Genomic DNA, 25516 nt, shown 5'->3' on the forward strand with positions numbered 1-25516 from the left:
TCTAGGCTCCATGACTGGGAGTAGTGGTATGCGAGAAGAGGGCCGTTTGACCGTGACTGATACCGACGCGCGGTCTGCGTACCTTGACCTGCTCCGTCGTGACCTCACTCGATATGGTCAGGATGAATTGGTGCCGGTCGGCTTGTACCGGCTGGGGCGGCCCCTGTTCAATGCTCGCAATTTCATGCTGGTACGTAAGCGTCCATTCAATGCCTACGCGCGGGATCGGGGCCTGGATTGGCCGGCGGACGCGCTGACGATGATCGGCATGCAGCGACTCACCAGCTTGCAGCAGTGTGTGGAGACGGTGCTCACCGACGGCATTGCCGGCGATCTGGTCGAGTGCGGCGTCTGGCGCGGCGGCGCGTCGATTTTGATGCGCGCTGTATTGTCCGCGTACGGCGACGTGACGCGACAGGTGTGGCTGTGCGATTCTTTTGCGGGTGTGCCACCTCCGGATACGGCGAATTACAAGGCAGACAAGGGAATTCGGCTGCATCGGCACGCGAACGTGCTGGGGATTCCTGAGGCCGAAGTCAGGGCGAATTTCGAGCGCTACGGATTGCTTGATGAGCAGGTCCGCTTTCTGCCGGGGTGGTTCAAGGACACGTTGGCCGACGCCCCGATCGAGCAGATCGCCGTCTTGCGGCTTGATGGTGATCTCTACGAATCGACGATCCAGGCCCTCGATGCGCTCTATCCGCGGTTGACGTCCGGCGGGTTTTGCATCATTGACGACTACTATGCCCTGAAAGCGTGTGAGCAAGCGGTGACTGACTACCGCGAGAAGCACGGAATAAGCGCGGAAATCGAGGAAATCGACGGCACCGGTGTGCTGTGGCGCAAGCCATAACCACCACACGGCCTTAAGTCTGAATCCGGCTTCGCAATCAGCGGCGGCATCGCCGTTCGCTGTAAGCCCATGCCTAAGAACGTGTTTGCGTTATCCTGTGCAACGCAATCGGCCAACTAAGTTGCCGGTGAACCCATCCCATTCGCCGGAGACGGGGTCGGCGCCAATGTTATGGTTGCCGCCGTGGCAAACGGTCTAGACGTCAAGACTCGCCTGCTGATGTGGTGGGTGCGCGGTGAGTATTGGCTGGCGCGCAAGGTACTGCCCGATGTCTACGCGAGCGACGGCCTGCTCAGCTTCCACAACGATGCATTCCTGGACGACCCCGCATTCCAGCGTGCTTACAAACGTGGCGCTCGCGCCCTGCCCGACCAGGACTGGTATCAGTGGCAGTGGCGAGTGCACGTCGGGCTCTGGGCGGCCAAGAGCGCGAGTCTGCTGGACGGCGATTTCGTCGAGTGTGGCGTCAGCTATGGGTTCTTGAGCAGTGCCATCATGGAGTACCTCGACTGGGACAGCCTGGGCAAGACGTTCTATCTGCTCGACACCTTCGCCGGAATCGATTCGCGGTTCGTCACAGAGGCGGAACGCGAATCGGGCGAGTATGAGCGAAGCCAGTTGAAGCTGCGCAATGGGATGTACGTCAGCGGAGTCGAGGGTGTCCGCGCCAATTTCGCCCAGTGGAAAAACCAGCGCATCATCGTCGGTGCGGTTCCGGAAACTCTCGACCAAGTCGAAGCCCAGGCGATTGCGTACCTACATGTCGACATGAACTGTGCGCCACCAGAAGTCGCGGCGCTGCGCCATTTCTGGCCGCGGCTCACGCCGGGTGCCTTCGTGCTCCTCGACGACTACGCGAATCGGGGGCGCGACGAGCAGCGTGCCGCGATGGATGCCTTGGCGGCAGAATTCGGTGTGGTGATCTGTGCGCTGCCCACCGGGCAGGGCCTGCTGATCAAGCCGGCACGGTGACGCGCTCAGGCAGACGCATTTCTGCGCGCGGCATCTTCTAGAAGATCGGCAGCGCGGCCGACGCTTTCGGCGGGTTTGGACATTCGGGTCGCGAGTTCGCGGGCGCGGGTGGCGTATTGCGGCGCCAGAATCTCGCGCAGATCCGCGATCAGCGTTTCCTGCGTGGCCGACGAAAAGCGCCGCGCAGCACCGACCTTCAGCCGTTTCACCTGGGCTCCCCAGTACGGCTGATCGGCCGAGCTCCACAGGATCAGCGTGGGAATCCCTGCGCGCATGCTCGCGGCAGTGGTGCCCGAGCCGCCGTGGTGAACCACTGCGCGGCAGGCCGGGAAGATCGTGGCGTAGTTGACTGGGCCCACCAGCTTGACGTGGTCGGGGCGCGGCACGTCGGTGAAGTCGGTGCCACCGAAACACACCAATGCTCGCTCACCCAACTCCGCGCACGTCGTGCCGATCATCTCCACCAGTTCGGTCGGAGATTCGACCGGGATGCTGCCCGAGCTGAAGCAGATCGGGGGCGTTCCCGCCGCGATCCACGACGTGACCCCTTCGTCGGCATCGGTGGCCAATTCCATTGTCAGCGCCCCGACAAAGGGTCTACGGCCGTCCCATTTCGCCCACTCGGCGGCCAGCCCTGGATAGCACACCGCGTCGTAGCCCTGGATTTCCAGGGATCCCCGGTCGGCGATGCGTCGCTGTGAGCGAGCCGTCGCGTTCGGCAGCCCCAGTGCGCGGCGCTGCTCGTCCTCGACCTTCTTCGTCGCACGCCAAAACAGCCATTCGATCGCCGTCATCGAGGAGCGCACCAGCGGCGCCGGCATGGTCGGTACCAGTTGGCCGTTGGCCCGCATCGGAAAGTGATGCAGGGTGGCCAACGGAATGTCGTAGTGCTCGGCCACATTGGCGGCAGCCTGCTCGAAATTGATGCCGGTGGACAGCAAGTCGGCCCCGCCGGCCAGCGACATCAGCGTCGAACTCACCTGGGCCCAGTGCACCATGATGGGCTCCCAGACCTTGCGCACTACGTTGATCGGCCCGGTGATCGTCCACGCGCTGCGGAAGAAATCCGTCCACATACTGCGCAGGAAATCCTCGTCCAGGAATTCCTCGATCGGCGGCCCATACGCCACGGCCGCCAGCCCCACGTCCTCGGTGAAGTCCAGCAATCCCGGCGGGACCGCCAGGGCCACCTCGTGTCCTCGGCGCTGCAGTTCGCGGCCAACGGCAGCGGACGGCTCGACATCGCCGCGCGTTCCGTAGCTCGCCAGGACAAATTTCATCAGCTAGTTCTTCGCGGCCGGTACGCGGGCGAAATTCTCGAGGAGATCGGCTGCCTTGGCGGCGCTTTCGGCGGGTTTGGTCATCCTGGTGGCGATGTCGCGGGCTCGGCTGACGAAGTCGGGGGCGAGGATCTCGCGCAGGTCGCTGACCAGTGTTTGTTGCGTAGTGGCCGAAAAGGGCCGTGCGGTGCCCACCTTCAGTCGTTTGACCTGGCCGGCCCAGATCCTTTGATCACCCAGGCTCCACAGGCTGAGCGTCGGGACCCCGGCGCGCAACCCGGCGGCGGTGGTTCCGGCACCGCTGTGGTGCACGACGGCGCGGCAGGCCGGAAAGACCGTCCCGTAATTCACCGGGCCAACCACTTTGACGTGGTCAGGCTGTGGCACGTCGCTGAAGTCACTCCAGCCGGAGCACACCAGTGCGCGCTCGCCTAGCTGCGCGCAGGCCGCGCCGATCATCTCAACTGTCTCGGCAGGGGATTTGACGGTGGTGCTTCCGAAGCCGAAGAAAATCGGCGGGGTGCCGGCGGCGATCCACGATGCGACGTCCTCGTCGGCGTCCGTCGCCATCTCGATCGTCAGCGTGCCGACGAAGGGCCGTTGATCCCCCCATTTGGCCCATTCGGATGCCAGCCCCGGGAAGCACACCTGGTCATAGGCCTGGATTTCTAGCGATCCGCGTGCGGTGATCCGTCGCGGTGCGGGACCGGTCGCCTTCGGTAGTCCCAGCGCCCGGCGCTGTGCGTCCTCGGCCTTTTTCGTCACGAGCCGTTGCGGCCAGTCCAGCAGTCTCATCGCGGTACGCACCAGCGGCGCCGGCACGCCCGGAGAGAGCTGGCCGTTAGGCAACATCGGAAAGTAATGCATGGTTGCCAGCGGAATACCGAGATACTCCGCGACATTGGCGGGCACCTGGGGAAAACCAGGGCCGGTGAACATCAGATCGGCCCCGTCGGCAAGCGTCACCAGCGTCGTGCTCATCTCGCCCAGCGAAATTTGCAGTAGCTCCTGCGTTTGTCGCCACGAGTCGATCACCTCCCGGACCTTCCAGAACTTGCCGAGGAAATCCACGTCCCAGAAGCCCTGCTGCTGATCCGGTCCGTACGGGACCACATCCAGCCCGGCCGACTCGACGAGGCCTACCAGGTTGGGCGGGACGGCCAACCGGACCTCATGCCCTCGACGCTGCAGTTCGCGCCCCACGGCGGTGCTGGGTTCGATATCGCCGCGCGTGCCGTAGCTCGCCAAAGCAAACTTCACGACGGATCCTCCCTTTCCGGTTCGTGCGGTCAGCGACGCCCGTGGCCATTATGTCCGGTCCTCCCGCCCACCAGCCTCCGGGCACAGTCGGTCCGGCGGCGGCCCGTGGTCGATTAAGCGTTGAGCCGCCAGGTGGCTCAGCGCTTGCGTATAATCACTGCGTCCTGGTGACCGCCAATTCCGCGTTCGACGTAATCTATTACGTCGAAATGCCTAGTCCACTCGGTGCGAACATAGTCTTCGGTGTGAAATGCAGTCTGGTAGAAATCGGGAAATCCGTCGGCTTTCAGACGCCCCCTGGACAAACGGAGGAAAGCAAATCCTCGCTCTCGAATCCCGTCTTGATAGGAATCGTCCAACAAACGAAGGCCACTCATCACTTGTTTGCCATGGACCGTCAAGATGAGTGTTGCACCCGGCCGTGCGACCCGCGCCAGTTCGCCCAGCCACGCGTGTTGCAAATCTTCGTCCAAGTGGGTAAACACCGATATGCCATAGATCAGATCGAAAGCGTCGTCGTCAAAAGGCAAGGGCGGCAGGTGGTCGTTTATGCTCCACTGGATCCCGCTCAAGTTGTTTTTTCCCCAATCCACAAGGTCGGGGTCTATGTCGGTTGCGTACAGATTATGGGATTCGGATGGGTCTCGGAAATTTTGTACGACGCGGCCGCAGCCACTGCCAAAATCCAAAATATCATTGAATGAAGAGAAATCGCGGCCAGCTCCGCTACACAGGTCCCGAATGTTTTGCGCCAGCGCTTTGCCGGTTTGAAGATAATCGTTCCTGTCCAGGCCCCCGTGGACTCGCCATCGCAGTCGGGCGGGCGGGGTGGGTCCTTGGGCCGGATCCAGTGCGCCTCCCCGGTCGCGGCGCTCCGCCAGCGCGACCTGCGCCTGCAGCAGAAGATAAGTACAGGCAGAGTATGCGATAATCACGGGTTTGAACTGCGATAACCGTCTGCGAAAACTCATTTTGCCTCTCTAATTTCGTCCAGCCCGAGTGGACTTATCAATAGTGATCTCGAGAAGGATAGCCATCTCCGGCCGCGGCGGGCGCGAATAATTGATATTCCTCAGTTCTCGTGACGCCTCGCTTTCGGTCTGCGCACTATCTAGAGGTGAAACGCATGGTGAACACGTCACCAACAGTGCGCACGGATCGGCAATGCTGCAATAGTCCTCACTGCGGCGGAGTGGTAACCGACTCCGCACTCCCGCCGATTGCTGCGCATCCACACTGACACTCAAACGCTGGCCGCGCCCGCGAACTGCGCGTCGCACAGCACCTTACGCGCAGCAGACGTGGACGCAGATGAATCGGCCCGGCGGCTTCCTAGAGCGTGTCCTTCGGGATCGCGAAGGTGTCAGCTTTGTCCGTCGGTTGAAAACCCGAGCGCAGGAAAATATCTTGGCATGGCCCATTGACCTCCGTTGGCAGCACCATGCCGAAGATAAAAGCTCCTTCGTCCTGGTAGCGCACAAGTTGCAGGATCTGCTTCAACGCATTTACTTCGACATCCTTGCCGAGCACACGACAGCTCATCACGAACTGCCGTATGATGCCACCGCTAACGAAAATCGCGCCGACCAAGCCGTAATCGGCAAACTTGTCCTGCACGCTCAAGGCGAACACGTCGCCCTTGTTCTCGATGAACGTGACCAGTTCCGGCAAGGTCCACTTCAAGCCGGTTGTATTGAATTGCGTGGTCTTGTTCGCCAGTTCCAAGACACGCGGCAACAACGGTGAGTCGATTTCGGTGATGTGATCGAGTTGGCTGCGAACTTGCAGATTTTTCAGGAAGGACTCGCGATCCATCGATGCCATCTCCGCATTACTTGCAAGGATGCCCCGATAGGAGGACTCGCGTTTCATCGATTCGTCGGTCATGACGCTGCGCTGCGTTTCGGCCGCCCACAACAGAATTCGGCGGGTCACGAACGGGTTGCTGCCAATCGCGCGGATGCCCGGCACACCACCCAACACTTCGCTGCGCTCGACCGGATTGTCGTCGACGAACAGCGCGCTCTTGGCAGTCAGATGCAACTCCGACAGGATGGCCCGCACGTTTTCCGACTTGGGGGCCCAGTTGATCTTGGGTGCTATGAAGTCGTCCAACGAGAGCCACGGCAGGCCGACTGCGCGCGACCACCTATCCTGCACCACGCTCTCGTCGTTTTTCGAACACAGCGACACCATGATGCCGCGCCGCCGCAGGTAATGCACGGTCTCCCACATGCCCACCGGCCAGTTGTGTAAGTCCGGCCACTGGCGCCCAGTCTCGTAGTGCTCGGCGATCTGCCCGCGCCACAAGGTGTTATCGAGGTCAAAGATGACAATTTTGACCTGGTCGACTTGCTGCGCGACCCGATATAGATAGCGGATCTGGTCGAGCACCAATCTCAAGAACGGCTTCGTTTGCAGCTGATAGAACTCGGCCAGGTCTGGCACCGGCTCGACACGCGCGCAGTCCGGTGCCGACCACACCGGCCAGTTATCGTGCTGCGCCCACTCCTCGTTGAGCACCGCATGACTGCCGAGTACGGAGCCGTGGCTGTAGAAATAGACGATGTCGTCGAGGAAGTTGCGTTTGCCGTACGAGTTCGCCAGGCTGTTTACGTCCGCCACGTAGGTGTTTTTGTAGTTGCGAACCAGCTGTGCGAGTGTCTTGTTCAATTCCGTGATCAATGCAGTTAGGTCGGCCTCGCCCCCGATGCCGGCTAGGCTGGGCGCCGCGTGACCTTGGGGCACAAAGAAATTGGCGACCAGCGTTAGTAGCCCGTGCTGCACGTTGTAGGCCATCGCAGCGTCGAGCATCGCGGCCAATATTGCGCGCGAGTCCTCCAGGATCGCGCCAAAGCCTTGTGCGCGATCGATATCGAAAATGCGAACGATTCGGTCAGTCAGCACCTCCCGCAGCGAGATTTGGATGTACTGCAGCTGGTAGCCATCGACTTGGGCCGCGTCCAGTGCCGGCAGTTGCTGAAGATTGTTCATCGGGATGTAATCGACCTTGAGCTCCGGGTCGAGTTCGCGGAAGCGGTTTCGGTATTCCTCGCTGAGGCACGCGCCGATCAGTAGCATTCTTTTCAGCGGGACATCGGTTACCTGCAAGTCGTTGGGGAACAAGTAGGTCGAAATATCTATCGGCTCGACTGCCTCCCTCGCCACCGCCATGTCTGCGGCCTGAACCACGCTGGCTTGACGGGCTAGGAACTCGTGGATCCGATGCCCGCGGGGCGTATCCGGAAGGCGGTGTCTTTGGTTGAAGGCGTGCATGATCCAACGTCTGCGTATTGCACCCAGGACAGGTGGCGTCCGGTCTCCGGGAAACCGGGAGAAACGACTACCCGCGCGACGCGGATCGGCGGCTTGATGGTCTTCCTGCATGCTATCTCCGGTGTCGTTTGGCTCGCAGCATAGCCTCACTCAGGGGGTGCATTCGGCACATTGGCAAAGGGAAGGACCGCTGAGCCGATCAGTGTGCCGAAGGCCTCGAGAAGTATTACACCGAGATGCAGGTCTCGCTGTACCGCGAATACGAAGATTTTGTCGGGAGTTCGGCTATGCGGCGGAAACCGGGGGGCACATCTATCTGGCCAATGGATGAAGTTGGTACGCAGGAGTCCCGGCGCTGAGATTACTTCGAGCCGCATCTTGGTGATGCGGGGGTCTGCGATGTCAGCGGCTTGCCTGATTCGCAAAACTGACCCAAGTTACCCATCCGACTCGACGGCGGCGCAACCGTATGCGCAGGCGTGAGCCCCCGAGGCGCCGTTCGGACCCTCCGCGTCAGCCTTCGCGCGTAGCAGGCCTGGCAGCTCTGGCGCGCTTTCTTACCCTTCTAATTAACACTTTGACTGCAAGCAATCTGAAAAAGAAGCCCAGCATTCCTTTGGTGTGGTAGGCAAAGCGAAGTTTTGCTTCGAGCTCGTCATGGTCAGAGTTCGCCAGAACGTTCGCGGGGTGCGCAAGGGGTGTGTCTATCTGCCCTGCCTGCAGAGTGGAATAGATTCGATCATATTTTGTGTTAGTGTGAGTCGCTTCGGCGTCGATGCCGATATTTAGGACCAAATTTCGGGCTGGAGTTATGCAGAGACCTGAATTCTCCCACATGCTATAGAACCACTGATAGTCCCAGGTATCAATCCGACCGCCTTCATACATCATCTCGAAGATGGATTCCCAATAATAGCGTTCCCTAGTCTTATTGAAGTATTGATCGAACAGCTTCCGGTCTCTGATGTCCGGCCAGCGTGTCATGTTGAGATCATATTTTTCCCAGGCGCGTCGCCAGGTTGCCCATCCCCACATCACGTGGGCATATCTTGAGAAATAGTAACTATCTGATATTTCAGCCTGTCCAAACAGATGATTCTGCCCGGAGATCATCATGACTCGCTCATCATTCTCGTAGCGGTCAAGAAGATCGGCGCAGTAGCGAAAGAATGATAGTGACGGCAGGCAGTCGTGTTCGAGCACGACGGCTCTGTCGACAAGTTCGAAGGCCCAAGCTAATCCGGAGGAAATGCGGAGACGGATGGTCATGTTGGTCTCAGAGAAGTTCTTGTGAACTTCACATTCCCAATCGACGTCGTCGATGATAGCGCGTGTGGCGGCGCACCTCTCAGCCTCGCCAGGCACGTCTTCACGAGGTCCGTCGGCGATCACCAACAGTTTGCTCGGCTGCGCAGTCCTGATCATCTCAAAGACCTTCCGAGTGGTGTCCGTCCGGTTAAAGATGATGAAGATGACCGGTGGAGTTGATGTCACGGTTGTGTCCTTGCGAGGGGGAGCCGGAGGGACAGTGAAATATGGACAGCTCCATCAGGTTGATATTATTTGTGTCGTGAATGAATCGACACGTCTTGGTTGTCAGGTGTGACGACGGGCCGGCTTCCCAAATGATGACGTATCCAGGCATATGCGAGCACGTCCCTCAGCCTTGGAGCTGCGAAGTGCCGACGCCAGAAAGCCGGAATCGCCAAGACAATCGTTATGGGTGTCCATGGATTCGGAATCTTAATGACGATTTGTGATTTTCCGCCAAGGGGAGGAGGGTTTTGAATGACGAGAATGCTCGTCCCCGCGACGTCTTGGACCCCATAATTGATGGCTTCGCTCTGGGAAGCGACCCAGCGCGTCAGATGCTCTCTGGTCGATCGCGCCGTCTCTGGATTCCAAGCACCATAAAATTTTTGTTCGGAAATACATATGGGTATTAGCCCGTGCTTGGATACGGCCCCCCATACGGCCGCGGCCACACCCGGTGTGTGTATAGCCCTGAAGTCGTCCATCACCACCACGCCATTTTCGGCCATGAGGCCGCGAGTGTCAGCAATATCTTGACGTACGACGTTGTACAGATGGCTGCCGTCTATGTGCACAAAACGAAGCGTTTGAGCCTCAATCCTGTCAATCAGATGCTCAGATAGTTCCGCGAGCACGACCGGCGGACGAGCCACCCATCGGGAATAGTTCTCTTCGAACTTTCCGCGAGTGAGGCCGCCGTAAGTTTGTGCGTTCTCCGCGATATTCTCGGCGGCGCCCTCCGTGTCGTTAAAGATATCGCAAATAATTACTTTTTCTTCCAACCGCGCGTGGCAGCCCAAAACGATAGCACTCTTGCCATACAAGGCTCCGATTTCAAGCAAATCACCCCGAATATCGTGTTGGAGCTGCATAGTGAAGATCTGATCGAACAACAGAAAGTCCATGTCCCAAAACGCCCCGGGGACCGTATTTCGTTTCCCCCAATACTTCTGAACGCATTGAGATATGCCTTTAGTCATCATTGCCTACGCCCGTAGCCGTACCGCCTGCGCGCTGGTGCGAGGCGCGTTTTAAGGAGATGGGGAGGCGCCCACCGTGTAGCAGCTGCTTTATCGAGCCCAAGCTTCGTGCGCCCCACATCAGGTCGCGGTGCGGTAATCGCATGTCGCGGTCGGTCAAAACCGCTCCCATCCGTGCGTCGGTTAATCGGTCGGCATCCAGGGCCTCGATCTGGGTGCGCCGTGGTGTCGTTCAAGGTACTCGACCCTACTCAATTTAGGGCCCGGTTTGAATCAACAGATGCCAATCCGAGTGTTGCGGAAGCAGCGAAGGCATCGAACTATCTAGCTGATTGCGATGATCGCTTCCTAACGCGTCTAGGGAGATCTCGTTGCGGCGCGAGGGTCCTGCGCCGAGTCTCTGGAGACTGACCGCGGTCGATCCACGCAACTGGCGGTTGCTGCTCCGTCTACCATTAACCGGTACAACGCCCTGCTGCTGCGTACGACGAGGAGTGTGACACCTGCGATGATGCTGAGCCCAGGGTGTCTTTGCGAGCATCCATTTGCAAAGGTGGGGATTTGGTGAAGCGAGCGCTGATCACGGGCATCACCGGTCAGGATGGCTCATATCTCGCAGAGCTGCTGCTGCGCAAGGGATACGAAGTCCACGGGTTGATCCGCCGGGCCTCGACGTTCAACACCTCTCGAATCGATCACCTCTACATCGATCCACACCAACCGGCTGCACGACTGTTTTTGCACTACGGAGACCTCAGTGACGGCACCCGTCTGGTCACCCTGCTGAGCACCATCGATCCTGACGAGGTGTACAACCTGGCGGCGCAGTCCCACGTGCGCGTGAGCTTCGATGAACCCGTCCACACCGGCGACACCACCGGCATGGGGTCGATCCGACTACTTGAGGCTGTTCGCCTTTCCAGGGTGGATTGCCGCTACTATCAGGCATCCTCGTCAGAGATGTTCGGCGCATCACCGCCGCCGCAGGATGAGCAGACGCCGTTTTATCCTCGGTCACCCTACGGCGCGGCGAAGGTCTACTCCTACTGGGCGACGCGCAACTACCGCGAAGCGTACGGTTTATTCGCGGTGAACGGTATTTTGTTCAATCACGAATCACCAAGGCGTGGAGAAACTTTCGTGACCCGAAAGATCACTCGAGCGGTGGCTCGTATTAAAGCCGGCGTCCAGTCAGATCTCTACATGGGCAATCTCGATGCGGTCCGGGACTGGGGATACGCACCCGAGTACGTGGAGGGGATGTGGCGTATGCTACAGGCCCCAGAACCGGACGACTTCGTTTTGGCAACGGGTCGCGGATACGCGGTGCGGGAGTTTGCCCAGGCCGCATTCGAACACGCTGGACTCGACTGGCAGAAGCATGTGAAATTCGACGACCGCTACCTGCGCCCCACCGAAGTGGATTCGCTGATAGGCGATGCGACGAAGGCGGCCGAATCGCTCGGTTGGAAGGCGACGGTGCATACCGGCGAACTCGCACAGATCATGGTCGACGCCGATATAACGGCGCTGGAATGCGATGGCCAGCCGTGGATCGACAGACCGACCGTCATGGGTTGGACGTGAGCGAGAATGCGCAGGCGTCGGTCGGCGTGCTTGACCGCACACTGCCCGTGTACATCGCTGGGCATCGCGGCCTGGTCGGTTCCGCGTTGCTGCGCAAGTTTGAATCAGAGGGCTTTACCAACCTCGTTGTACGGTCACACAGCGAACTCGACCTGACGGATCGTTCCTCGACGTTCGACTTCCTGCTTGAGACTAAGCCGCACGTCGTTATTGACGCTGCGGCCCGGGTCGGGGGCATCATGGCCAACAACTCGTATCCGGCCGACTTCTTATCTGAAAACCTGCAGATCCAGGTCAATTTGCTCGATGCGGCCTTGGCCGCACGCGTACCTCGGTTGCTGTTCCTCGGATCTTCGTGCATATACCCAAAATTCGCGCCGCAACCCATCCACGAGAGCTCGCTGCTGACGGGCCCGCTTGAGCCGACAAACGATGCCTATGCGATCGCGAAGATCGCCGGCATCCTTCAGGTCCGGGCGGTCAGGCGTCAATACGGCCTGGCGTGGATCTCGGCGATGCCGACCAATCTGTATGGACCGGGAGACAATTTTTCCCCTTCGAATTCGCACTTGCTGCCAGCGCTCATCCGCAGGTATGAGGAGGCCAAATCTAGCGCTCTCCCGTACGTGACGAACTGGGGCACCGGAACACCGCGGCGTGAGCTGCTGCATGCCGATGACCTGGCAAGCGCATGCCTGCATCTATTGGAGCACTTCGACGGTCCGGTCCACGTGAATGTCGGAACCGGGATCGACCACACCATCGGCGAGATCGCCGATATGGTCGCTGCAGCGGTGGGCTACACCGGCGAAACACGCTGGGATGCAACGAAACCAGACGGGACACCCCGCAAACTTCTGGATGTGTCGAGCTTGCGCCAGGCAGGATGGCTGCCCCGAATAGAGCTGCGGGACGGCATCGAGGCAACGGTGGCGTGGTATCGGGCCAACGCTGCGGCGGTGCGCCAGTGAACGGCTGCGACACTGACAGCGGCGGACGAGGATTGTCGCGTGTTAGCGTGACGCGATGAGTTTGTTCCGCCCTGGTGGATCGATCGCGCGCAATACTACATTTGAAGTGTCGTTTCCCTATTCCGAAAGCGGGTGGAAGCGGCAGTTCGTCAAGCAACTCGAATCGCGTCGGATTGATACGGTTTTCGATGTTGGTGCAAACTCCGGACAGTATGCGGCCGACCTCCGCAAGGCTGCGTACAAGGGCCGTATCGTCTCCTTCGAGCCACTATCCGGACCTTTTTCGCTGCTGGAGCGCAACGCATCACGGGATCCGGCGTGGGATTGCCGACAGTGTGCGTTAGGGGACGCCGACGGGACAATTTCGATAAATGTCGCAGGCAACGCCGGTGCAAGCAGCTCGGTACTGCCGATGCTGAAACGCCATCAAGACGCGTTTCCGCCCGCGAATTATGTTGACGTTGAAGAAGTGTCGATCCGACGACTTGACTCCGTTGCGCCGGAACTTCTGGGGCCGGCCGAATCGATTTTTCTCAAGATTGACGTTCAGGGTTTCGAACGGCAAGTGCTTGCCGGTGCTACATCGTTGGTGAGTGAACGCGTGGCCGGTATCCAGCTCGAATTATCTTTCGTCCCTTTATATGACGGCGGTATGCTCATCCGCGAGGCGCTCGAGCTGACGCATTCTCTGGGTTTCACGCTGACCGAATTGCAGCCGGGTTTTCGGGACCCGCGTGACGGTCGACTCTTACAGGCCGATGGGATTTTCTTCCGGGAAGACGAGTGACCAAGGACCGCCTATACGGCGCGGCATCGAAGTCGGACAGGACGCTGCTAACGTGACTGACGCCATGACTGCGCCGACGTTTTCCATCATCATTCCAACGTTCAACGTGGCGGTGACGCTGAATGCCTGCGTGGAGAGCGTCGTCAGCCAGTCGTACAGCAACTTCGAGGTGGTGCTCGTCGACGGTGGCTCGACGGACGGAACTCTCGACATCGCCAAAAGCTTTACCCCGCGACTGGACCCCCGCTTGGTCATCCATTCCGGCCCCGACCAGGGTGTCTACGACGCCATGAACCGTGGAGTCGGTATGGCGACGGGGGAGTGGTTGCTGTTTCTGGGAGCTGACGACGCCCTGTACGACGCGGATACCCTGGCCACGGTGAACGCCTTCATCACCGAACACGAGCACAGTGATCTGGTATACGGCGACGTGATCATGCGCTCTAACTCTTCGCGTCAAGCGGGAGCATTCGACCTCGACCGCCTGGTATTCGAAGAGAACATATGCCAGCAGGCGATTTTCTACCGGCGCGAGCTGTTCGCCGGGATCGGCCCGTTCAATCTGCGCTATCCCGTCTGGGCCGACTGGGATTTCAATATTCGCTGCTTCTCAAACCCGGCGCTCGTCACACGTTACATGGATATCGTTATCGCGCGGTACAACGACATCTCGGGAGTCAGTGCAAAGGAAGACAAAGAGTTCAAGAAGCGGCTACCGAATTCTTCGCTATATGTTTTCAGGGCTCGCCTAATCCCTGGGCGGACATTGGAATTGCGGTGGGGCAGTACCGCGGTCCGCGAGCCCTAGACCCAGGTTAGCCGGTCGCGGAACCGGCGCGCTCGGGCGAACTCGTCGACGGGAGCACGCATCAGGGTCCACAACCGCGACTGCCGTTCTGGTCCCAACGCTGTGACGCTCACGAGCAGCGTCAACCATCTTGCCAACCACCATGGTATCGCGATGATCCGAATCGCATTGCTAGCAGCGGGATCGACGATCATCCACGTTAGGATGCGTAGCTGGTCGAGCCAGTGGCGATGAGCGCCCTTGATATTCGCCGTCTCCGTGCCCGCCGTGTGGTATCGCACCGAGAGTTCTTGTGGCACAAAGCACACCGTTGATCGAAGCATTAAGCGCAGCCAGAAATCTAAGTCGACCGTCTGATGAATGTCGTTGCGGAAACCACCTGCCTCGATCGCCGTATGGCGGCGAAACATCACACAGGTCGGTTCACCGATCAAATTGGCACTTGCGCCATAGATGCCCACTATCTGCATAACCAACGACGATCCGGTGTTGCGCTCCCGTAGCTTGGCAAAATGGTTGTGCAGAGTGTTCGGTACGCCCTGCCGAAATCCCGACGGAACATTGTCGCTAACCACCCGCCGCGGCGCGAACGCGAGTCCGACAGTGGGATCGTCGAAGCGCCGGGCGAGTATCTGCAGGCCTCCCGGAAGCAACCAGTCGTCTCCGTGGACGAACTGGATTAACTCGCCGCGCGCGAGACTTAAGCAGGCGTTGTGGTTTTCGTTGAGGCCGAGACGAGTCTCGTTGCGTACCAGCCGGTCTCCCGGCCGCAGCAGCGATGCGACACGTTCCGCTCCGCCGTCGGTCGACTGGTCATCAACCACCACGATCTCGAACTCGACCCCATCCTGGTCGAGGATGCTGCGCAGACAGCGCTCGATGGTCGCGCCGTTGTTGTACATCGGCACACACACCGAGACGAGTGTCACGCGCTGGACTCTGCCGCGCGCCGATAACCGCGTATGGCGAGAGGAGCGAACACTGCGACCAACACGATGGCCCAGAGGAAGGTCATGGCCAGGGGCAATAAAATTGGCCCGCCGTAAGCCAGCGACCGCATCGTCTCAATGGGCGGCGAGAGCGGTTGAATGTGGATCAACGGCTGAAGCGACTTCGGGAAAGACTGTATCGGAGTGGTTGCGGGGTTGACGAAGGCCAGCGTGACGGTGCCGCCCACCAGCCAGGTCATGATGGTGCGGCCATTCGTCCGGATGACGAGCGCCATCAGCAGCGTCGTGTATCCGACGACCATGATCGAAGGGATCAGAACGTATAGCAGCACCGTGGCCCAGCCGTGCGTGAAGCGCAGGCCCAGGAACACCCCGAGCAACGTTATTAGCAGTGTACCGAGGAGCGCCCGCGTGGCCTCCGCGACGAGCCGGCCGGTGAGCGCGCTTGCCCGGTGGACCGGAAGCACCCACATCCGGGTGAGCAGCCCCGCCTGGCGGTCCATCGTGATGCCGACCGCGTTGCCGAGGGATCCGAACAGCGCGGACAACACCGCGCAGAACGGAACCAGACCGTAAATGCTCTCCACCCCGGTAGCTCGGTGCAGCTGCTCGCCCAACACGATTTGGTAGAGGAGCAACAGGAAAATGGGGAACAGAAGTGAACCCATCAGCACGGCTCGGTCACGCCGCCACCGGATCAGGTGCCGCCCGGCCTCCAACCAGCTCTCGACGAGCAACGAGCCATGTTGCGTGGATTGCGAGGTCATAAGCTGCGCCTCTGCATGCGGAGCGTTATCGCGCCGAACACCAGCACCATTCCCACACACCAGGCCAAGCTGGTCAGCAGGTTGCTCATCAGCAAGTACCCGCTGCCTAGCCCGCGCAGCGTTTCGGCGACCTGGGACACGGGTTGGTTGCGCACCAACGGGCGCAACCAACCCGGAAACGTTTTCTCGGGGGCGATTCCGGTGGACAACATGAACAGCAGCAGCTGCGGTACGAACAGGGCATAACTAGCTCCCTGCAGACTTTTGGAACTGGATCCTAACGCGTCGGCGCCGAGACCGACTGCCAAGCACAAAAGTAATGAGATGAGGACGAACACTATCGCGTAGAGCAATCCACCGGTCATTCGGAATCCGAACGCGAAGCCGGCGCCCATCGAAACCGCAAGTGCCAGCGAGGCCCGGACCATCGTGGCCGCCATGCGAGCGGTTACCGGGGCCGCCGCTGTGATCGGCAACGTCCGCAACCGTTCGCCGAGTCCGGTCAAGCGGTCACGCACCGCGCGGTCGGCGGTGAGCAGTCCCACAAAGATCATCGCCTGGGCGACCACGGCGGGAACCAGATACTGCGAATAGCTCACGCGGCCGGTGTCGATGAGGCCGTGCAGCGCCACGCTGAAGCCCGCCAAATAGCCGACCGGTGAAACGATCTCGAAGATCATCTCGCCGTCGCGCGCCGACGACATCAGCGAACGTTCTGTGAGGGCGGCCAGCGCGCTCATGACGGGGCGACGGCACGCTCGGTGATATGCAGGAATGCCTCATCCAGTGAGGGTTTGCGAAGCGAGATGTCGGCAAGTTCGATGCCCAGCGCGTCGACGCGGCGAAACACATCGGCCAACGTGGCAACCCCACCAGGGGCGACCACGGACACCGAGTTTGTGTCGCCGTCAACATCGACCCCATCGAGCCCCGTCAGCGCAGCGGCGACTTGCGGCAAGTCGGCCGGATTGGCCGGACTCACTTGGCAATAGCTCGCCCCAACCCGGCTCTTAAGGTCTTCCGCGGTGCCGCTTGCGATCACCTGACCGTGGTCGATGACTACGATCGAGTCGCTCAGCAGATCCGCCTCCTCCAGGTACTGCGTGGTCAGCAAGATCGTAATGCCTTGCGCCGCTAACGAACTCACGAGTCCCCAAACGTCGCGGCGACTGCGCGGGTCAAGACCGGCGGTCGGCTCGTCGAGAAATAGCACTTCTGGCAGCACCATCAGCGCGGAGGCCAAATCGACGCGCCGCTGCATGCCTCCGGAATAGGTTGCCACACCCCGGTCCGCGGCGGCGACCATATTGAACCGTTCGATCAGCTCGTCCGCGCGAGCCTTGGCTTGGCGGCGACCCAAGCCTCGTAACCTCCCGAATAACACCAGGTTCTCCCGGCCGGTGAGTAGCGGGTCGAGACTGATGAATTGCCCAGTCGTCGCGATGCTTGCACGCACTTCGGCAGGCTGACGAGCGATGTCGTATCCCGCGACAACGGCGCGGCCCGAAGTCGGTGGAATCAGCGTGGACAAAATGTTGATCGTTGTTGTCTTGCCCGCGCCATTGTGTCCGAGCAAACCGCATACCGTGCCGGCCGCAACCGAGAAGCTGACGCCGCTTAGAGCGGACGTCTTCCGCCCGAATGTCTTGGTGAGACCGTCAACTTCGATCGCCAGTGAACTCACCTTAGGAAGTATTCCATGGTGGATGCCGGCGTGTTGGCAGTATCGACGGTAGCCGACGAGGTTCTGATTACTTTTCTGTCAACGCTATTGGCAAGCATGTGAGCGATCGTCGGCACACTCGACGGGACGAGCGCTGGCGCGCCGGTACTCGTTGCTCGCCTGATCGCCGCCGGGCGCATCTAGACCGATTGCCTCGGGATCTCGGCAGTAGACGCATCGTCGGGGTGCTCTTGGCCCAGCAAAGCGCGCACCAGTGGGCGGGGCCCTTCGGGCCGCAGCATGGAACTGGATGGGCGCGGGCGGACCACTTGTGGCCACCAGAACCAACGTCCAAGTAGCGCGGCGATGGTGGGAGTCATGAACGACCGCACGATCAGGGTGTCGAACATCAGGCCCAGACCGATCGTCGTACCGACCTGGCCGATGATCCGCAAATCGCTGGACGCCATCGAGGCCATCGTGAATGCGAACACCAGACCGGCGTTCGTCACGACCTTGCCGGTACCGCCCATTGCCCGAATGATGCCGGTGTTGATACCGGCGCCAATTTCTTCTTTCATGCGGGATACCAGCAGCAAGTTGTAGTCAGATCCGACCGCCAGCAGCACGATCACCGACATGGGCAGGACCATCCAGTACAGCTTGATGCCAAGGATGTACTGCCAGATCAGCACCGAAAGCCCAAACGACGAGCCCAGCGAAAGAGCCACGGTACCCACGATGACCATCGCGGCCACAAAACTGCGGGTGATGATCAGCATGATCGTGAAAATCAGACATAGCGCGCCAATTCCCGCGATCAAAAGATCGAATTTCGAACCGTCTTTGAAGTCCTTGAAGGTCGACGCGGTACCGGCGAGATAGATCTTGGCGTCTTCCAGCGGCGTCGTCTTGAGGGCCTCCTCGGCCGCCGTCTTGATCTTGTCGACCCGGTCCACGCTTTCCGGCGTCGCCGGGTCACCTTTGTGGGAAATGATGAACCGCGCCGCTTTCCCGTCGGGTGACAGGAATTGATTCATCGCCTTCTGGAAGTCCGCATTCTTAAAGATTTCCGGAGGCAGATAGAAGGAATCGTCGTTCCTGGAGTTGTCGAACGCCTGACCCATGGTGGTTGCGTCCTTGTTGTCGACATCCACCTGGCCGATGATTCCGGACATCGTGCTGTGCATCGTTAGCGTGGTCGTCTTGAAGAACTGCAAGGATGCAATCAGCTGCGGGTACTGCTCAAGCAGCTGCGGCAGCAGCACATCCATTTTGTGTAGGTCGATCAGCAGATCGCCGAGTTTATCGCTCAGCTCATCGATCCCATCCAGAGTGTCGAAAATAGACCGCAACGCAAAGCAAATCGGGATGTCATAGCAATGCTTTTCCCAGTAAAAATAGCTTTTGATCGGTCTGAGAAAATCTTCAAAATCGGCAAATTTATCTCTCAAATCATGCAAGAGATCGGTCATCTCGTAGGTCTTCGTGATCGACTCGTGGGTAAGCCTAGTCAGTTCCTTCTGAAATTCATAAATCCGCTTTATCGAGGCCATCTGTATGTCCATCATGTGGACCTGCTCGAGCAAGTCGTCCATGCGGGCCTTCATGTACTTGATGTTTTGCGTCTGAGCCGAGTTTTGCATGGCCAGCATGAAGGGTATCGAGGTGTGCTCGATCGGCGTGCCCTCGGGCCGCGTTATGCCCTGAACCCGGGCGATGCCGGGCACTTTGAATATGGCCCTGGCCAGCCGATGTAGCACGATGAAGTCGGCCGGGTTGCGCATATCGTGATCGGATTCGATCATCAGAATTTCGGGCAGCATCCGCGCTTGCGAGAAGTGCCGGTCGGCCGCAGCATAGCCGATATTCGCGGGGATGTCGTCGGGCATGTAGAGCCGGTTGTTGTAGCTGGTCTGATAGCCCGGCAGCGTGACCAATCCGACCAGCGCGACCGCGATGGTCGCGACCAGGATGGGTACTGGCCAGCGGACAATTGCCGTGCCGATCCGGCGCCACCGACCGAACCGGATCGCTCGGGTGGGATCGAGCAACCCGAACCGACCGCCGAGGGTCAGGACCGCCGGAACCAATGTCAGCGCGATCACGACGGAGACGACCAGGCCGATCGCACACGGCACGCCCATGGTCTGGAAAATCGGCATCCGGGTAAAGCTGAGGCACAACATGGCGCCGGCGATCGTCAAACCGGAGCCCAAGACGACGGGGACGACCCCGCGGAAGGTGTTGTAGTAGGCGGTTTCTCGATCTTCGCCGGCCTGACGCGCCTCTTGATAGCGGCCGAAGAAGAAGATCCCGTAGTCGGTTCCGGCCGCCATCGCAAGGGCCACCAGCAGGTTGACGGCAAATGTCGACAGCTGCACGAGGCTGTGATCGCCGAGAAACGCGACGATTCCGCGGGCGGCGAGTACCTCGACCCCGACCGTGATCAACAACAGAATCACCGTGATGATTGACCGATAGACAAACAGCAGCACCACGAAAATGATCGCCGCGCCGACCGCGGTCATCTTCAGAATCGATCTGTCACCGGCCTCTTGCATGTCCGAGAACAGCGCAGACGGGCCGGTGACATAGGCCTTGATCCCCTGAGGGGGCGGATTCTTCGCAATGATGTCCCGGACAGCGGCGATCGAGTCCTGGCCCTGCGTCGTGCCCTGATTGCCGGCCAGATTCATCTGGACGTATACGGCCTTACTGTCGGCACTCTGCGCACCTGCCGCGGTGAGCCGGTCGCCCCACAGATCCTGAACGTGCTCAACATGTTTCGTATCGGCCTTCAACAGCCGCATCAACTTGTCGTAGTACTTGTGCGCGCTGTCCCCGAGCTCGTTCTGCCCTTCGATCACGAGCATCACGAAGCTATCCGAGTCGGACTCCTTGAAGACCTTGCCCATCCGCATCATGGCCTGAACCGCCGGCGCGTCTTGCGGCGCCAGGGGCACCGAGTGCTCCCGGCCCACCCGCTCCAGCGAGGGAACCGCGAAGGTCACCAGCAGCGTCAGCGCCACCCAGCCCAGCAGGATAAACAGCGACAAACTGCGTAGCGCCCGAGCTGCGAACGGCTTTTGGACGGGAGCCTCGGCGCGTTGGGTAGCGATCGGTTCTGTGGTCATGCGCGCCTCACCGCGTTTCTTTCAGCAATAACGAGCGCACTAATGGCCGCGGTCCCAACGGGCGCAGCATTTGACTTGCCGGGCGGGTGCGTACTTGTTGCGGCCACCAGAACCAGCGTCCCAGCATCGCCGCGACCGCGGGTGTCATGAAGGCGCGCACCACCAAGGTGTCGAAAAGCAGGCCCATCCCGATCGTGGTGCCCAGCTGGGCGATGCTGCGCAAGTCGCTGACCGCCATGGAAGCCATCGTGAATGCGAACACCAGGCCCGCGTTGGTGACCACCTTGCCGGTACCGGCCATGGCTCGGATTATGCCGGTGTGGATGCCGGCCGCCAATTCCTCTTTCATCCGGGAAACCAGCAGCAAGTTGTAGTCAGACCCCACCGCCAACAGCACGATCACCGACATAGAAAGAACGGTCCAGTGAATTTGCAGCCCAAGCAAATACTGCCAAACCAGAATGGACATCCCGAAAGACGCGCCAAGCGATATCAACACGGTGCCGACGATGACCAGCGCGGCGAGAAAACTCCGCGTCATGATCAGCATGATGATGAAAATAAGGCAGAGCGCGGCGACCCCGGCGATCAAGAGATCGTATTGGGCTCCCTCGACCAAGTCCTTGACCACCGCTGCGGTTCCGGTGAGATAAACCTTCGAGTCTTCCAGGGGGGTGCCCTTCAGCGCTTCCTCGGCGGCAGTCCTGATCGGTTCGACGCGGGAAAGCCCCTCGGGGGTTGCCGGGTCGCCCTTTTGCGCAATCAGCATGCGGGCGTTCTTTCCGTCCGGTGACAGAAAGATCTTCATGACCCGTTTGAAAGTATCGGACCCGTCGATAATGCTCGGCGGAATGTAAAAACTGTCGTCATTTTTCGAGGTGTCGAATGCCTGCCCCATTGCGTTCGGGTTTTGGCCGCCGTTCACTTCCATCTGGCCGAGAGTTCCCTCCATGGTGCTGTGCATTGTCAGCATCATGGTCCGCATGCTCTGCATGGTTTCGATCATCTGCGGAATCTGAATCAGGATCTGCGGTAAGAGCACGTCTAGCTTGTCGAGGTCCGCCACCAATTGGGTGAATTTATCATTGACTTCGTCGACGCCATCGACCGCGTCGAAAACAGACCTAATCGCATAGCAGACGGGAATATCATAGCAATGCTTTTCCCAGTAGAAATAACTACGGAGTGGCCTGAAGAAGTCCTCGAAATTCGAAACCCGGTCCCGCAACTCTGCGGTCGTTATCTGAATATCATGCGTCCGTGCAACCATGTCGTGGGTCGTGGCGGTGAGCTCTTTCATCAGCCCAAGCATGTGCTGCATCAGCTTGATCATTTCGCCCATTACTTCGGCCTGCTTCATCATGTCGTTCATGCGGTCCTTTTGGAACGCCATATTCGTCAGCTGGTTCGACTGCGACATGCTCATGATGTACGGAATGCTGGTGTGCGCGAGCGGAGTTCCCTCGGGTCGAGTGACACTCTGCACCGTGGAAACCCCGGGGACCGCGAGGATGCCCTTGGCCAATTGGTTCAACACCAGCATGTCCGTAGGATTGCGCAGGTCATGGTCGGCTTCGACCAGAAGAATCTCCGGCATCATCATGCGCGATTCGGGGAAATGTCGCCCCGCAGCCGCATTTCCGACGCTGGCGGGGATATCCTCGGGGATAAATTTCTGGTCGTCGTAGCTCGGGTTATATCCCGGAAGAGTGAGCAGCCCGACCAGGGCAACGGCCAATGTGGCGATAAAAATCGGCACGGGCCAGCGCACGATCGCCGTACCAATTCGTCGCCACCCGCGGACCTGGAGCTTTCGTTTCGGCTCGAACAGTCCGAAACGCGCTCCTGCCGCGATAAGTGCCGGCCCGAGCGTTAGCGCAACCAGGACGGCGATGGCAATACCGGTCGCGTTGGGCAGGCCCAGTGGCTGGAAATAGGGCAGCCGGGTAAAGCTCAGACAGAGAACGGCACCCGCGATTGTCAAGCCGGAAGCCAAGACGACCTTGGCGACACTGCTGAAAGTCGTATAGAAGGCGGTTTCCTTGTCTTCGCCGGCCTGACGTGCCTCCTGATATCGCCCGACGAAGAAAATTCCATAATCGGTACCAGTCGCGATAACCGCGGCGACCAGCAGGTTGACGGCGAAAGTGGTGAGACCGATAAATCCGTGATACGCGAGAAATGCCACCATCCCGCGGGCCACCGTCAGCTGCAACCCGACCATCAGCAACAAAAGGATGACGGTGAAGATCGACCGGTAGACCAGCAGCAACATTATGAAGATGACGGAAAGGCTGGCCAGGGTGACGGTTGTGACCGTCTCCTGACCCGCCTTGTTCATATCGGCGACGGTTGCGGCCGGGCCAGTGACGTAGACCTTGAGGCCCGGCGGCGCCTTCAATTCCGCGACAATATTGCGCACTGCCGCGACGGATTCGTCTCCCGCCGATGCTCCCTGAAGGCCGCCGAGGTTCAGCTGCACATACGCGGCCTTACCGTCGATACTCTGCGCGGCGGCCGCCGTGACCGGATCTCCCCAGAAGTTCTGGACATGCTGGACATGCTTCTTGTCGGCCTCGAGCCGACGGACCAATTCGTCGTAGTACTGGTGGGCATCGTGGCCTAGAGGTTGGTCTCCCTCGAGAACGATCATCGCCAGGGCCCCGGAATTGGATTCCTTGAAATCCTGTCCAAGGCGCGCCATCGCCTTGAACGACGGTGCGTCGACGGGGTTCAGCGATACCGAGTGTCCTTGCTCGACAACCTCTAGCGGGGGGACGCCGATAGTGAAGAAGACGGCCAGACCCAGCCAACCGAGGATGATGAGTATTGAAAACCGGTGGATTGACCGTGCGATGAAGCTTCGCGCGGGCTGCTCCGTGCCAATGCTTTCGTCGCTCATGCCGCCGTCAGCACGCAGTACGTGAAGGCGTTCACCTCATGGGAGACCTTCTCGGACTTGACGGTGCCATCAACGATGATGCGGCAGCCGATGGTGTCGGTATCGCCTTGTGCCACCACGTTTCCCACGATGGACGGCAGTGTGGTCGACAGATCCATCGACCACGGGAGGGTGACGCCGTTGATGTGTTGCGGGTCGGCGTTGACGTCGAAATAGCTGATATCGGCGACGGTACCCGGCGCACCGAACACCTCGTACTTCAGATGCTTGGGGTTGAACGGCTTGCTGTCTTTGACTCGGGAGTCGGCGTAGGACTGGCGCTTCTCGGAACCGAATATCCCGTGCAACCGCGACACCGTGAACCCGCCGGCGGTGAGTACCGCGACGATCAACAATGGGATCCACAGCCGCCCAAGAAGCTTGAGCGCCCCGGACCCCGCGCCCCGCTTTTCTTTCCGAGCACCGTTGGGCGCTTGGGATCCGGACTGACGACCGAACCGCCCGAAGCGGCCGGGGGGCTGGCTCACGCCCTGGCTACCTTCGGTGGCGACGTCGGACCGGGCTCGAACATCGTGCTCGACCACCGCACCCCCTTCAACCCGTTCACAGACTCGCTTACCTCAACCGCTCGGACACTACCCAAACCTCGATCGCACCACACCAGACCTGCGGCGGTCAGCTCAAACGAGCGGCGTTCGGCGAGTGCAACCAGGTCTTGATGAGTAAACCATGCGATTGGTCCCGACATCAGATCTTTCGTAACCCGGTACGGGATCGTTACTCGTACGGCGTGCGTACGAGGACGTTATCAATGCGCGGAATCCGCCCGCCCGGCAGGTGTTGTATGCGTCATTGTCCCGGGCAATGGTGATGCATATTACATTCCCGTGCGATCTCGCGCAGAAGTGGTGATCCGCCAAACGTGCGTGCGTGGCCGGCTAACGAAGTCGACGCGGCTTGCATAGGGGTCTGAGCGTGCGATTTGTCGTCAACGGATCAGCAGCTGCTGATCCGGCTGAGCGGCAAAGCGGAACGGGGTAGTCGCGCCGGGTCATCGGTCGTGGGCGCCGGCAGCTACCGCGCCGTGCCGGTATTTGCTGTGGCCGACCCGCCGCCGATTCCGCCCTGATCTGCGGGTCCACCGCCGAGGGCGCGCGACGGTATTCCGGCGCGGCAACTAACGAGCAACGAGAGCGTAACTTGGTCGTTTTCTAAGCGTGGGTAACGTACTCTTGGCGGTCGGCAGACAGCCCGTACCGTCGCTGCAGGTCACTGCACTTCAAGGTGTCAACGTCGGAGCGTTGCGCCTGGCACCGGGTTGCCAACAGGTGTCACGAGTGCTTAACAGATCACACCAGGAACTTTGTCGAAACCTCCGACCGAGCCTGTGGGCCTCCAGTATGGTTTGGAACGATCCCACCTATATCGAGAGAACGCCTGGAGAACTGTGAGCACTAATCCGTTCGACGACGATAATGGCAGTTTTTTCGTGTTGGTCAATGACGAGGAGCAACACAGCCTGTGGCCGACCTTCGCCGATGTTCCCGCTGGATGGCGGGTGGCATATGGCGAGGCCGACCGTGCGGCGTGTCTCGAGTACATCGAGCAGAACTGGCCGGATATCCGGCCGAAGAGTCTGCGCGAGCGGCTGGCAGCGGGTCGGAGTTTTGATAAGTAAACCGCCTGGGTATGGGGACTCGGGTGGAGCCTTGGGGGACTCACATGGAACGTGGTGAGCGGGCGCACCCGTTGACGCGTGGGCAGCTCGATATTTGGCTCTCGCAGGAAAC

Annotated in this window: 20 protein-coding genes; 7 read left to right on the plus strand and 13 right to left on the minus strand. The window is 59.9% G+C overall.

From position 1 onward, the window contains the following. The first annotated feature begins 46 nt into the window (after positions 1-46). Positions 47-853: a TylF/MycF/NovP-related O-methyltransferase gene (locus tag AC5Y5O_RS17490; protein ID WP_500026167.1), complete on the plus strand. Its 807-nt coding sequence runs from the start codon at positions 47-49 to the stop codon at positions 851-853. A gap of 171 nt (positions 854-1024) precedes the next feature. After that, entirely contained in the window at positions 1025-1825 is an 801-nt protein-coding gene (locus AC5Y5O_RS17495) for a class I SAM-dependent methyltransferase (RefSeq protein WP_500026093.1), read from the plus strand. Positions 1826-1830: 5 nt separating this feature from the next. Here the strand turns inward: AC5Y5O_RS17495 and AC5Y5O_RS17500 are convergent, their stop codons facing one another. The 6 genes from AC5Y5O_RS17500 to AC5Y5O_RS17525 all read right to left on the minus strand — a co-directional run bounded on the left by AC5Y5O_RS17500 (position 1831) and on the right by AC5Y5O_RS17525 (position 10079). After that, on the minus strand, positions 1831-3105 hold the full coding sequence (locus AC5Y5O_RS17500) for a glycosyltransferase (protein WP_500026095.1): 1275 nt from the start codon (positions 3103-3105) through the stop codon (positions 1831-1833). 3 nt (positions 3106-3108) lie between these two features. Beyond that, positions 3109-4365, minus strand: a complete 1257-nt coding sequence (locus AC5Y5O_RS17505) for a glycosyltransferase (protein WP_500026097.1) — start codon at positions 4363-4365, stop codon at positions 3109-3111. A 137-nt stretch (positions 4366-4502) separates the two neighbouring features. Then, positions 4503-5336 (minus strand): class I SAM-dependent methyltransferase, encoded by an 834-nt coding sequence (locus tag AC5Y5O_RS17510; RefSeq protein ID WP_500026099.1) that lies wholly within the window; start codon positions 5334-5336, stop codon positions 4503-4505. A 361-nt stretch (positions 5337-5697) separates the two neighbouring features. Next, positions 5698-7752, minus strand: a complete 2055-nt coding sequence (locus tag AC5Y5O_RS17515) for an HAD-IIIC family phosphatase (RefSeq protein ID WP_500026101.1) — start codon at positions 7750-7752, stop codon at positions 5698-5700. Between the two features lie 402 nt (positions 7753-8154). After that, positions 8155-9135, minus strand: a complete 981-nt coding sequence (locus tag AC5Y5O_RS17520; RefSeq protein ID WP_500026106.1) for a methyltransferase type 11 — start codon at positions 9133-9135, stop codon at positions 8155-8157. A 65-nt stretch (positions 9136-9200) separates the two neighbouring features. Beyond that, positions 9201-10079, minus strand: coding sequence for a class I SAM-dependent methyltransferase (locus AC5Y5O_RS17525; protein ID WP_500026109.1), 879 nt, complete (start codon positions 10077-10079; stop codon positions 9201-9203). A gap of 639 nt (positions 10080-10718) precedes the next feature. Here AC5Y5O_RS17525 and gmd point away from each other — a divergent pair. From gmd to AC5Y5O_RS17545, 4 genes are all read left to right on the plus strand, one after another. Next, positions 10719-11741, plus strand: a complete 1023-nt coding sequence (gene gmd / locus AC5Y5O_RS17530; RefSeq protein ID WP_500026111.1) for a GDP-mannose 4,6-dehydratase — start codon at positions 10719-10721, stop codon at positions 11739-11741. After that, the gene (locus AC5Y5O_RS17535; protein WP_500026116.1) at positions 11738-12712 is read left to right on the plus strand and encodes a GDP-L-fucose synthase family protein; all 975 of its coding nucleotides are present in this window, start codon (positions 11738-11740) and stop codon (positions 12710-12712) included. Before gmd ends, AC5Y5O_RS17535 begins: the two co-directional genes overlap by 4 nt. A gap of 55 nt (positions 12713-12767) precedes the next feature. Further along, entirely contained in the window at positions 12768-13499 is a 732-nt protein-coding gene (locus AC5Y5O_RS17540; RefSeq protein ID WP_500026119.1) for an FkbM family methyltransferase, read from the plus strand. 64 nt (positions 13500-13563) lie between these two features. Beyond that, positions 13564-14307 carry a glycosyltransferase family 2 protein gene (locus tag AC5Y5O_RS17545; RefSeq protein WP_500026170.1) on the plus strand — a complete coding sequence of 248 codons (744 nt, stop codon included), beginning with the start codon at positions 13564-13566 and terminating at the stop codon, positions 14305-14307. Here AC5Y5O_RS17545 and AC5Y5O_RS17550 read toward each other — a convergent pair. The 7 genes from AC5Y5O_RS17550 to AC5Y5O_RS17580 form a co-directional block, all read right to left on the minus strand. Then, on the minus strand, positions 14304-15236 hold the full coding sequence (locus AC5Y5O_RS17550; protein ID WP_500026121.1) for a glycosyltransferase family 2 protein: 933 nt from the start codon (positions 15234-15236) through the stop codon (positions 14304-14306). The genes AC5Y5O_RS17545 and AC5Y5O_RS17550 overlap by 4 nt on opposite strands. Continuing rightward, positions 15233-16024 carry an ABC transporter permease gene (locus tag AC5Y5O_RS17555; protein ID WP_500026123.1) on the minus strand — a complete coding sequence of 264 codons (792 nt, stop codon included), beginning with the start codon at positions 16022-16024 and terminating at the stop codon, positions 15233-15235. Before AC5Y5O_RS17555 ends, AC5Y5O_RS17550 begins: the two co-directional genes overlap by 4 nt. After that, entirely contained in the window at positions 16021-16764 is a 744-nt protein-coding gene (locus tag AC5Y5O_RS17560) for an ABC transporter permease (protein WP_500026125.1), read from the minus strand. The genes AC5Y5O_RS17555 and AC5Y5O_RS17560 overlap by 4 nt, the downstream gene beginning before the upstream one ends. After that, a complete protein-coding gene (locus AC5Y5O_RS17565; RefSeq protein ID WP_500026127.1) occupies positions 16761-17708 on the minus strand; it encodes an ATP-binding cassette domain-containing protein in 948 nt (315 codons plus the stop codon). Before AC5Y5O_RS17565 ends, AC5Y5O_RS17560 begins: the two co-directional genes overlap by 4 nt. Before the next feature lie 179 nt (positions 17709-17887). Beyond that, positions 17888-20824, minus strand: a complete 2937-nt coding sequence (locus AC5Y5O_RS17570) for an MMPL/RND family transporter (protein WP_500026129.1) — start codon at positions 20822-20824, stop codon at positions 17888-17890. Between the two features lie 7 nt (positions 20825-20831). Further along, complete coding sequence (locus AC5Y5O_RS17575; protein WP_500026132.1) at positions 20832-23726, minus strand: MMPL/RND family transporter; 2895 nt, start codon at positions 23724-23726, stop codon at positions 20832-20834. After that, positions 23723-24133 (minus strand): MmpS family transport accessory protein, encoded by a 411-nt coding sequence (locus AC5Y5O_RS17580; RefSeq protein WP_096291064.1) that lies wholly within the window; start codon positions 24131-24133, stop codon positions 23723-23725. Before AC5Y5O_RS17580 ends, AC5Y5O_RS17575 begins: the two co-directional genes overlap by 4 nt. A 1040-nt stretch (positions 24134-25173) precedes the next feature. Between AC5Y5O_RS17580 and AC5Y5O_RS17585 the strand changes: the two genes are divergently transcribed. Beyond that, entirely contained in the window at positions 25174-25404 is a 231-nt protein-coding gene (locus tag AC5Y5O_RS17585) for an MbtH family protein (protein ID WP_500026134.1), read from the plus strand. Positions 25405-25516 lie beyond the last annotated feature (112 nt).

It is taken from the genome of Mycobacterium sp. NGS40, assembly GCF_059812735.1.

Coding starts and splice junctions, on each gene's coding strand:
- AC5Y5O_RS17495 (WP_500026093.1), top strand. CDS start 1,025: ATGGTTGCCGCCGTGGCAAACGGTCTAGACGTCAAGACTCGCCTGCTG.
- AC5Y5O_RS17500 (WP_500026095.1), bottom strand. CDS start 3,105: ATGAAATTTGTCCTGGCGAGCTACGGAACGCGCGGCGATGTCGAGCCG.
- AC5Y5O_RS17510 (WP_500026099.1), bottom strand. CDS start 5,336: ATGAGTTTTCGCAGACGGTTATCGCAGTTCAAACCCGTGATTATCGCA.
- AC5Y5O_RS17515 (WP_500026101.1), bottom strand. CDS start 7,752: ATGCAGGAAGACCATCAAGCCGCCGATCCGCGTCGCGCGGGTAGTCGT.
- AC5Y5O_RS17525 (WP_500026109.1), bottom strand. CDS start 10,079: ATGGACTTTCTGTTGTTCGATCAGATCTTCACTATGCAGCTCCAACAC.
- AC5Y5O_RS17540 (WP_500026119.1), top strand. CDS start 12,768: ATGAGTTTGTTCCGCCCTGGTGGATCGATCGCGCGCAATACTACATTT.
- AC5Y5O_RS17545 (WP_500026170.1), top strand. CDS start 13,564: ATGACTGCGCCGACGTTTTCCATCATCATTCCAACGTTCAACGTGGCG.
- AC5Y5O_RS17555 (WP_500026123.1), bottom strand. CDS start 16,024: ATGACCTCGCAATCCACGCAACATGGCTCGTTGCTCGTCGAGAGCTGG.
- AC5Y5O_RS17560 (WP_500026125.1), bottom strand. CDS start 16,764: ATGAGCGCGCTGGCCGCCCTCACAGAACGTTCGCTGATGTCGTCGGCG.
- AC5Y5O_RS17570 (WP_500026129.1), bottom strand. CDS start 20,824: ATGACCACAGAACCGATCGCTACCCAACGCGCCGAGGCTCCCGTCCAA.
- AC5Y5O_RS17575 (WP_500026132.1), bottom strand. CDS start 23,726: ATGAGCGACGAAAGCATTGGCACGGAGCAGCCCGCGCGAAGCTTCATC.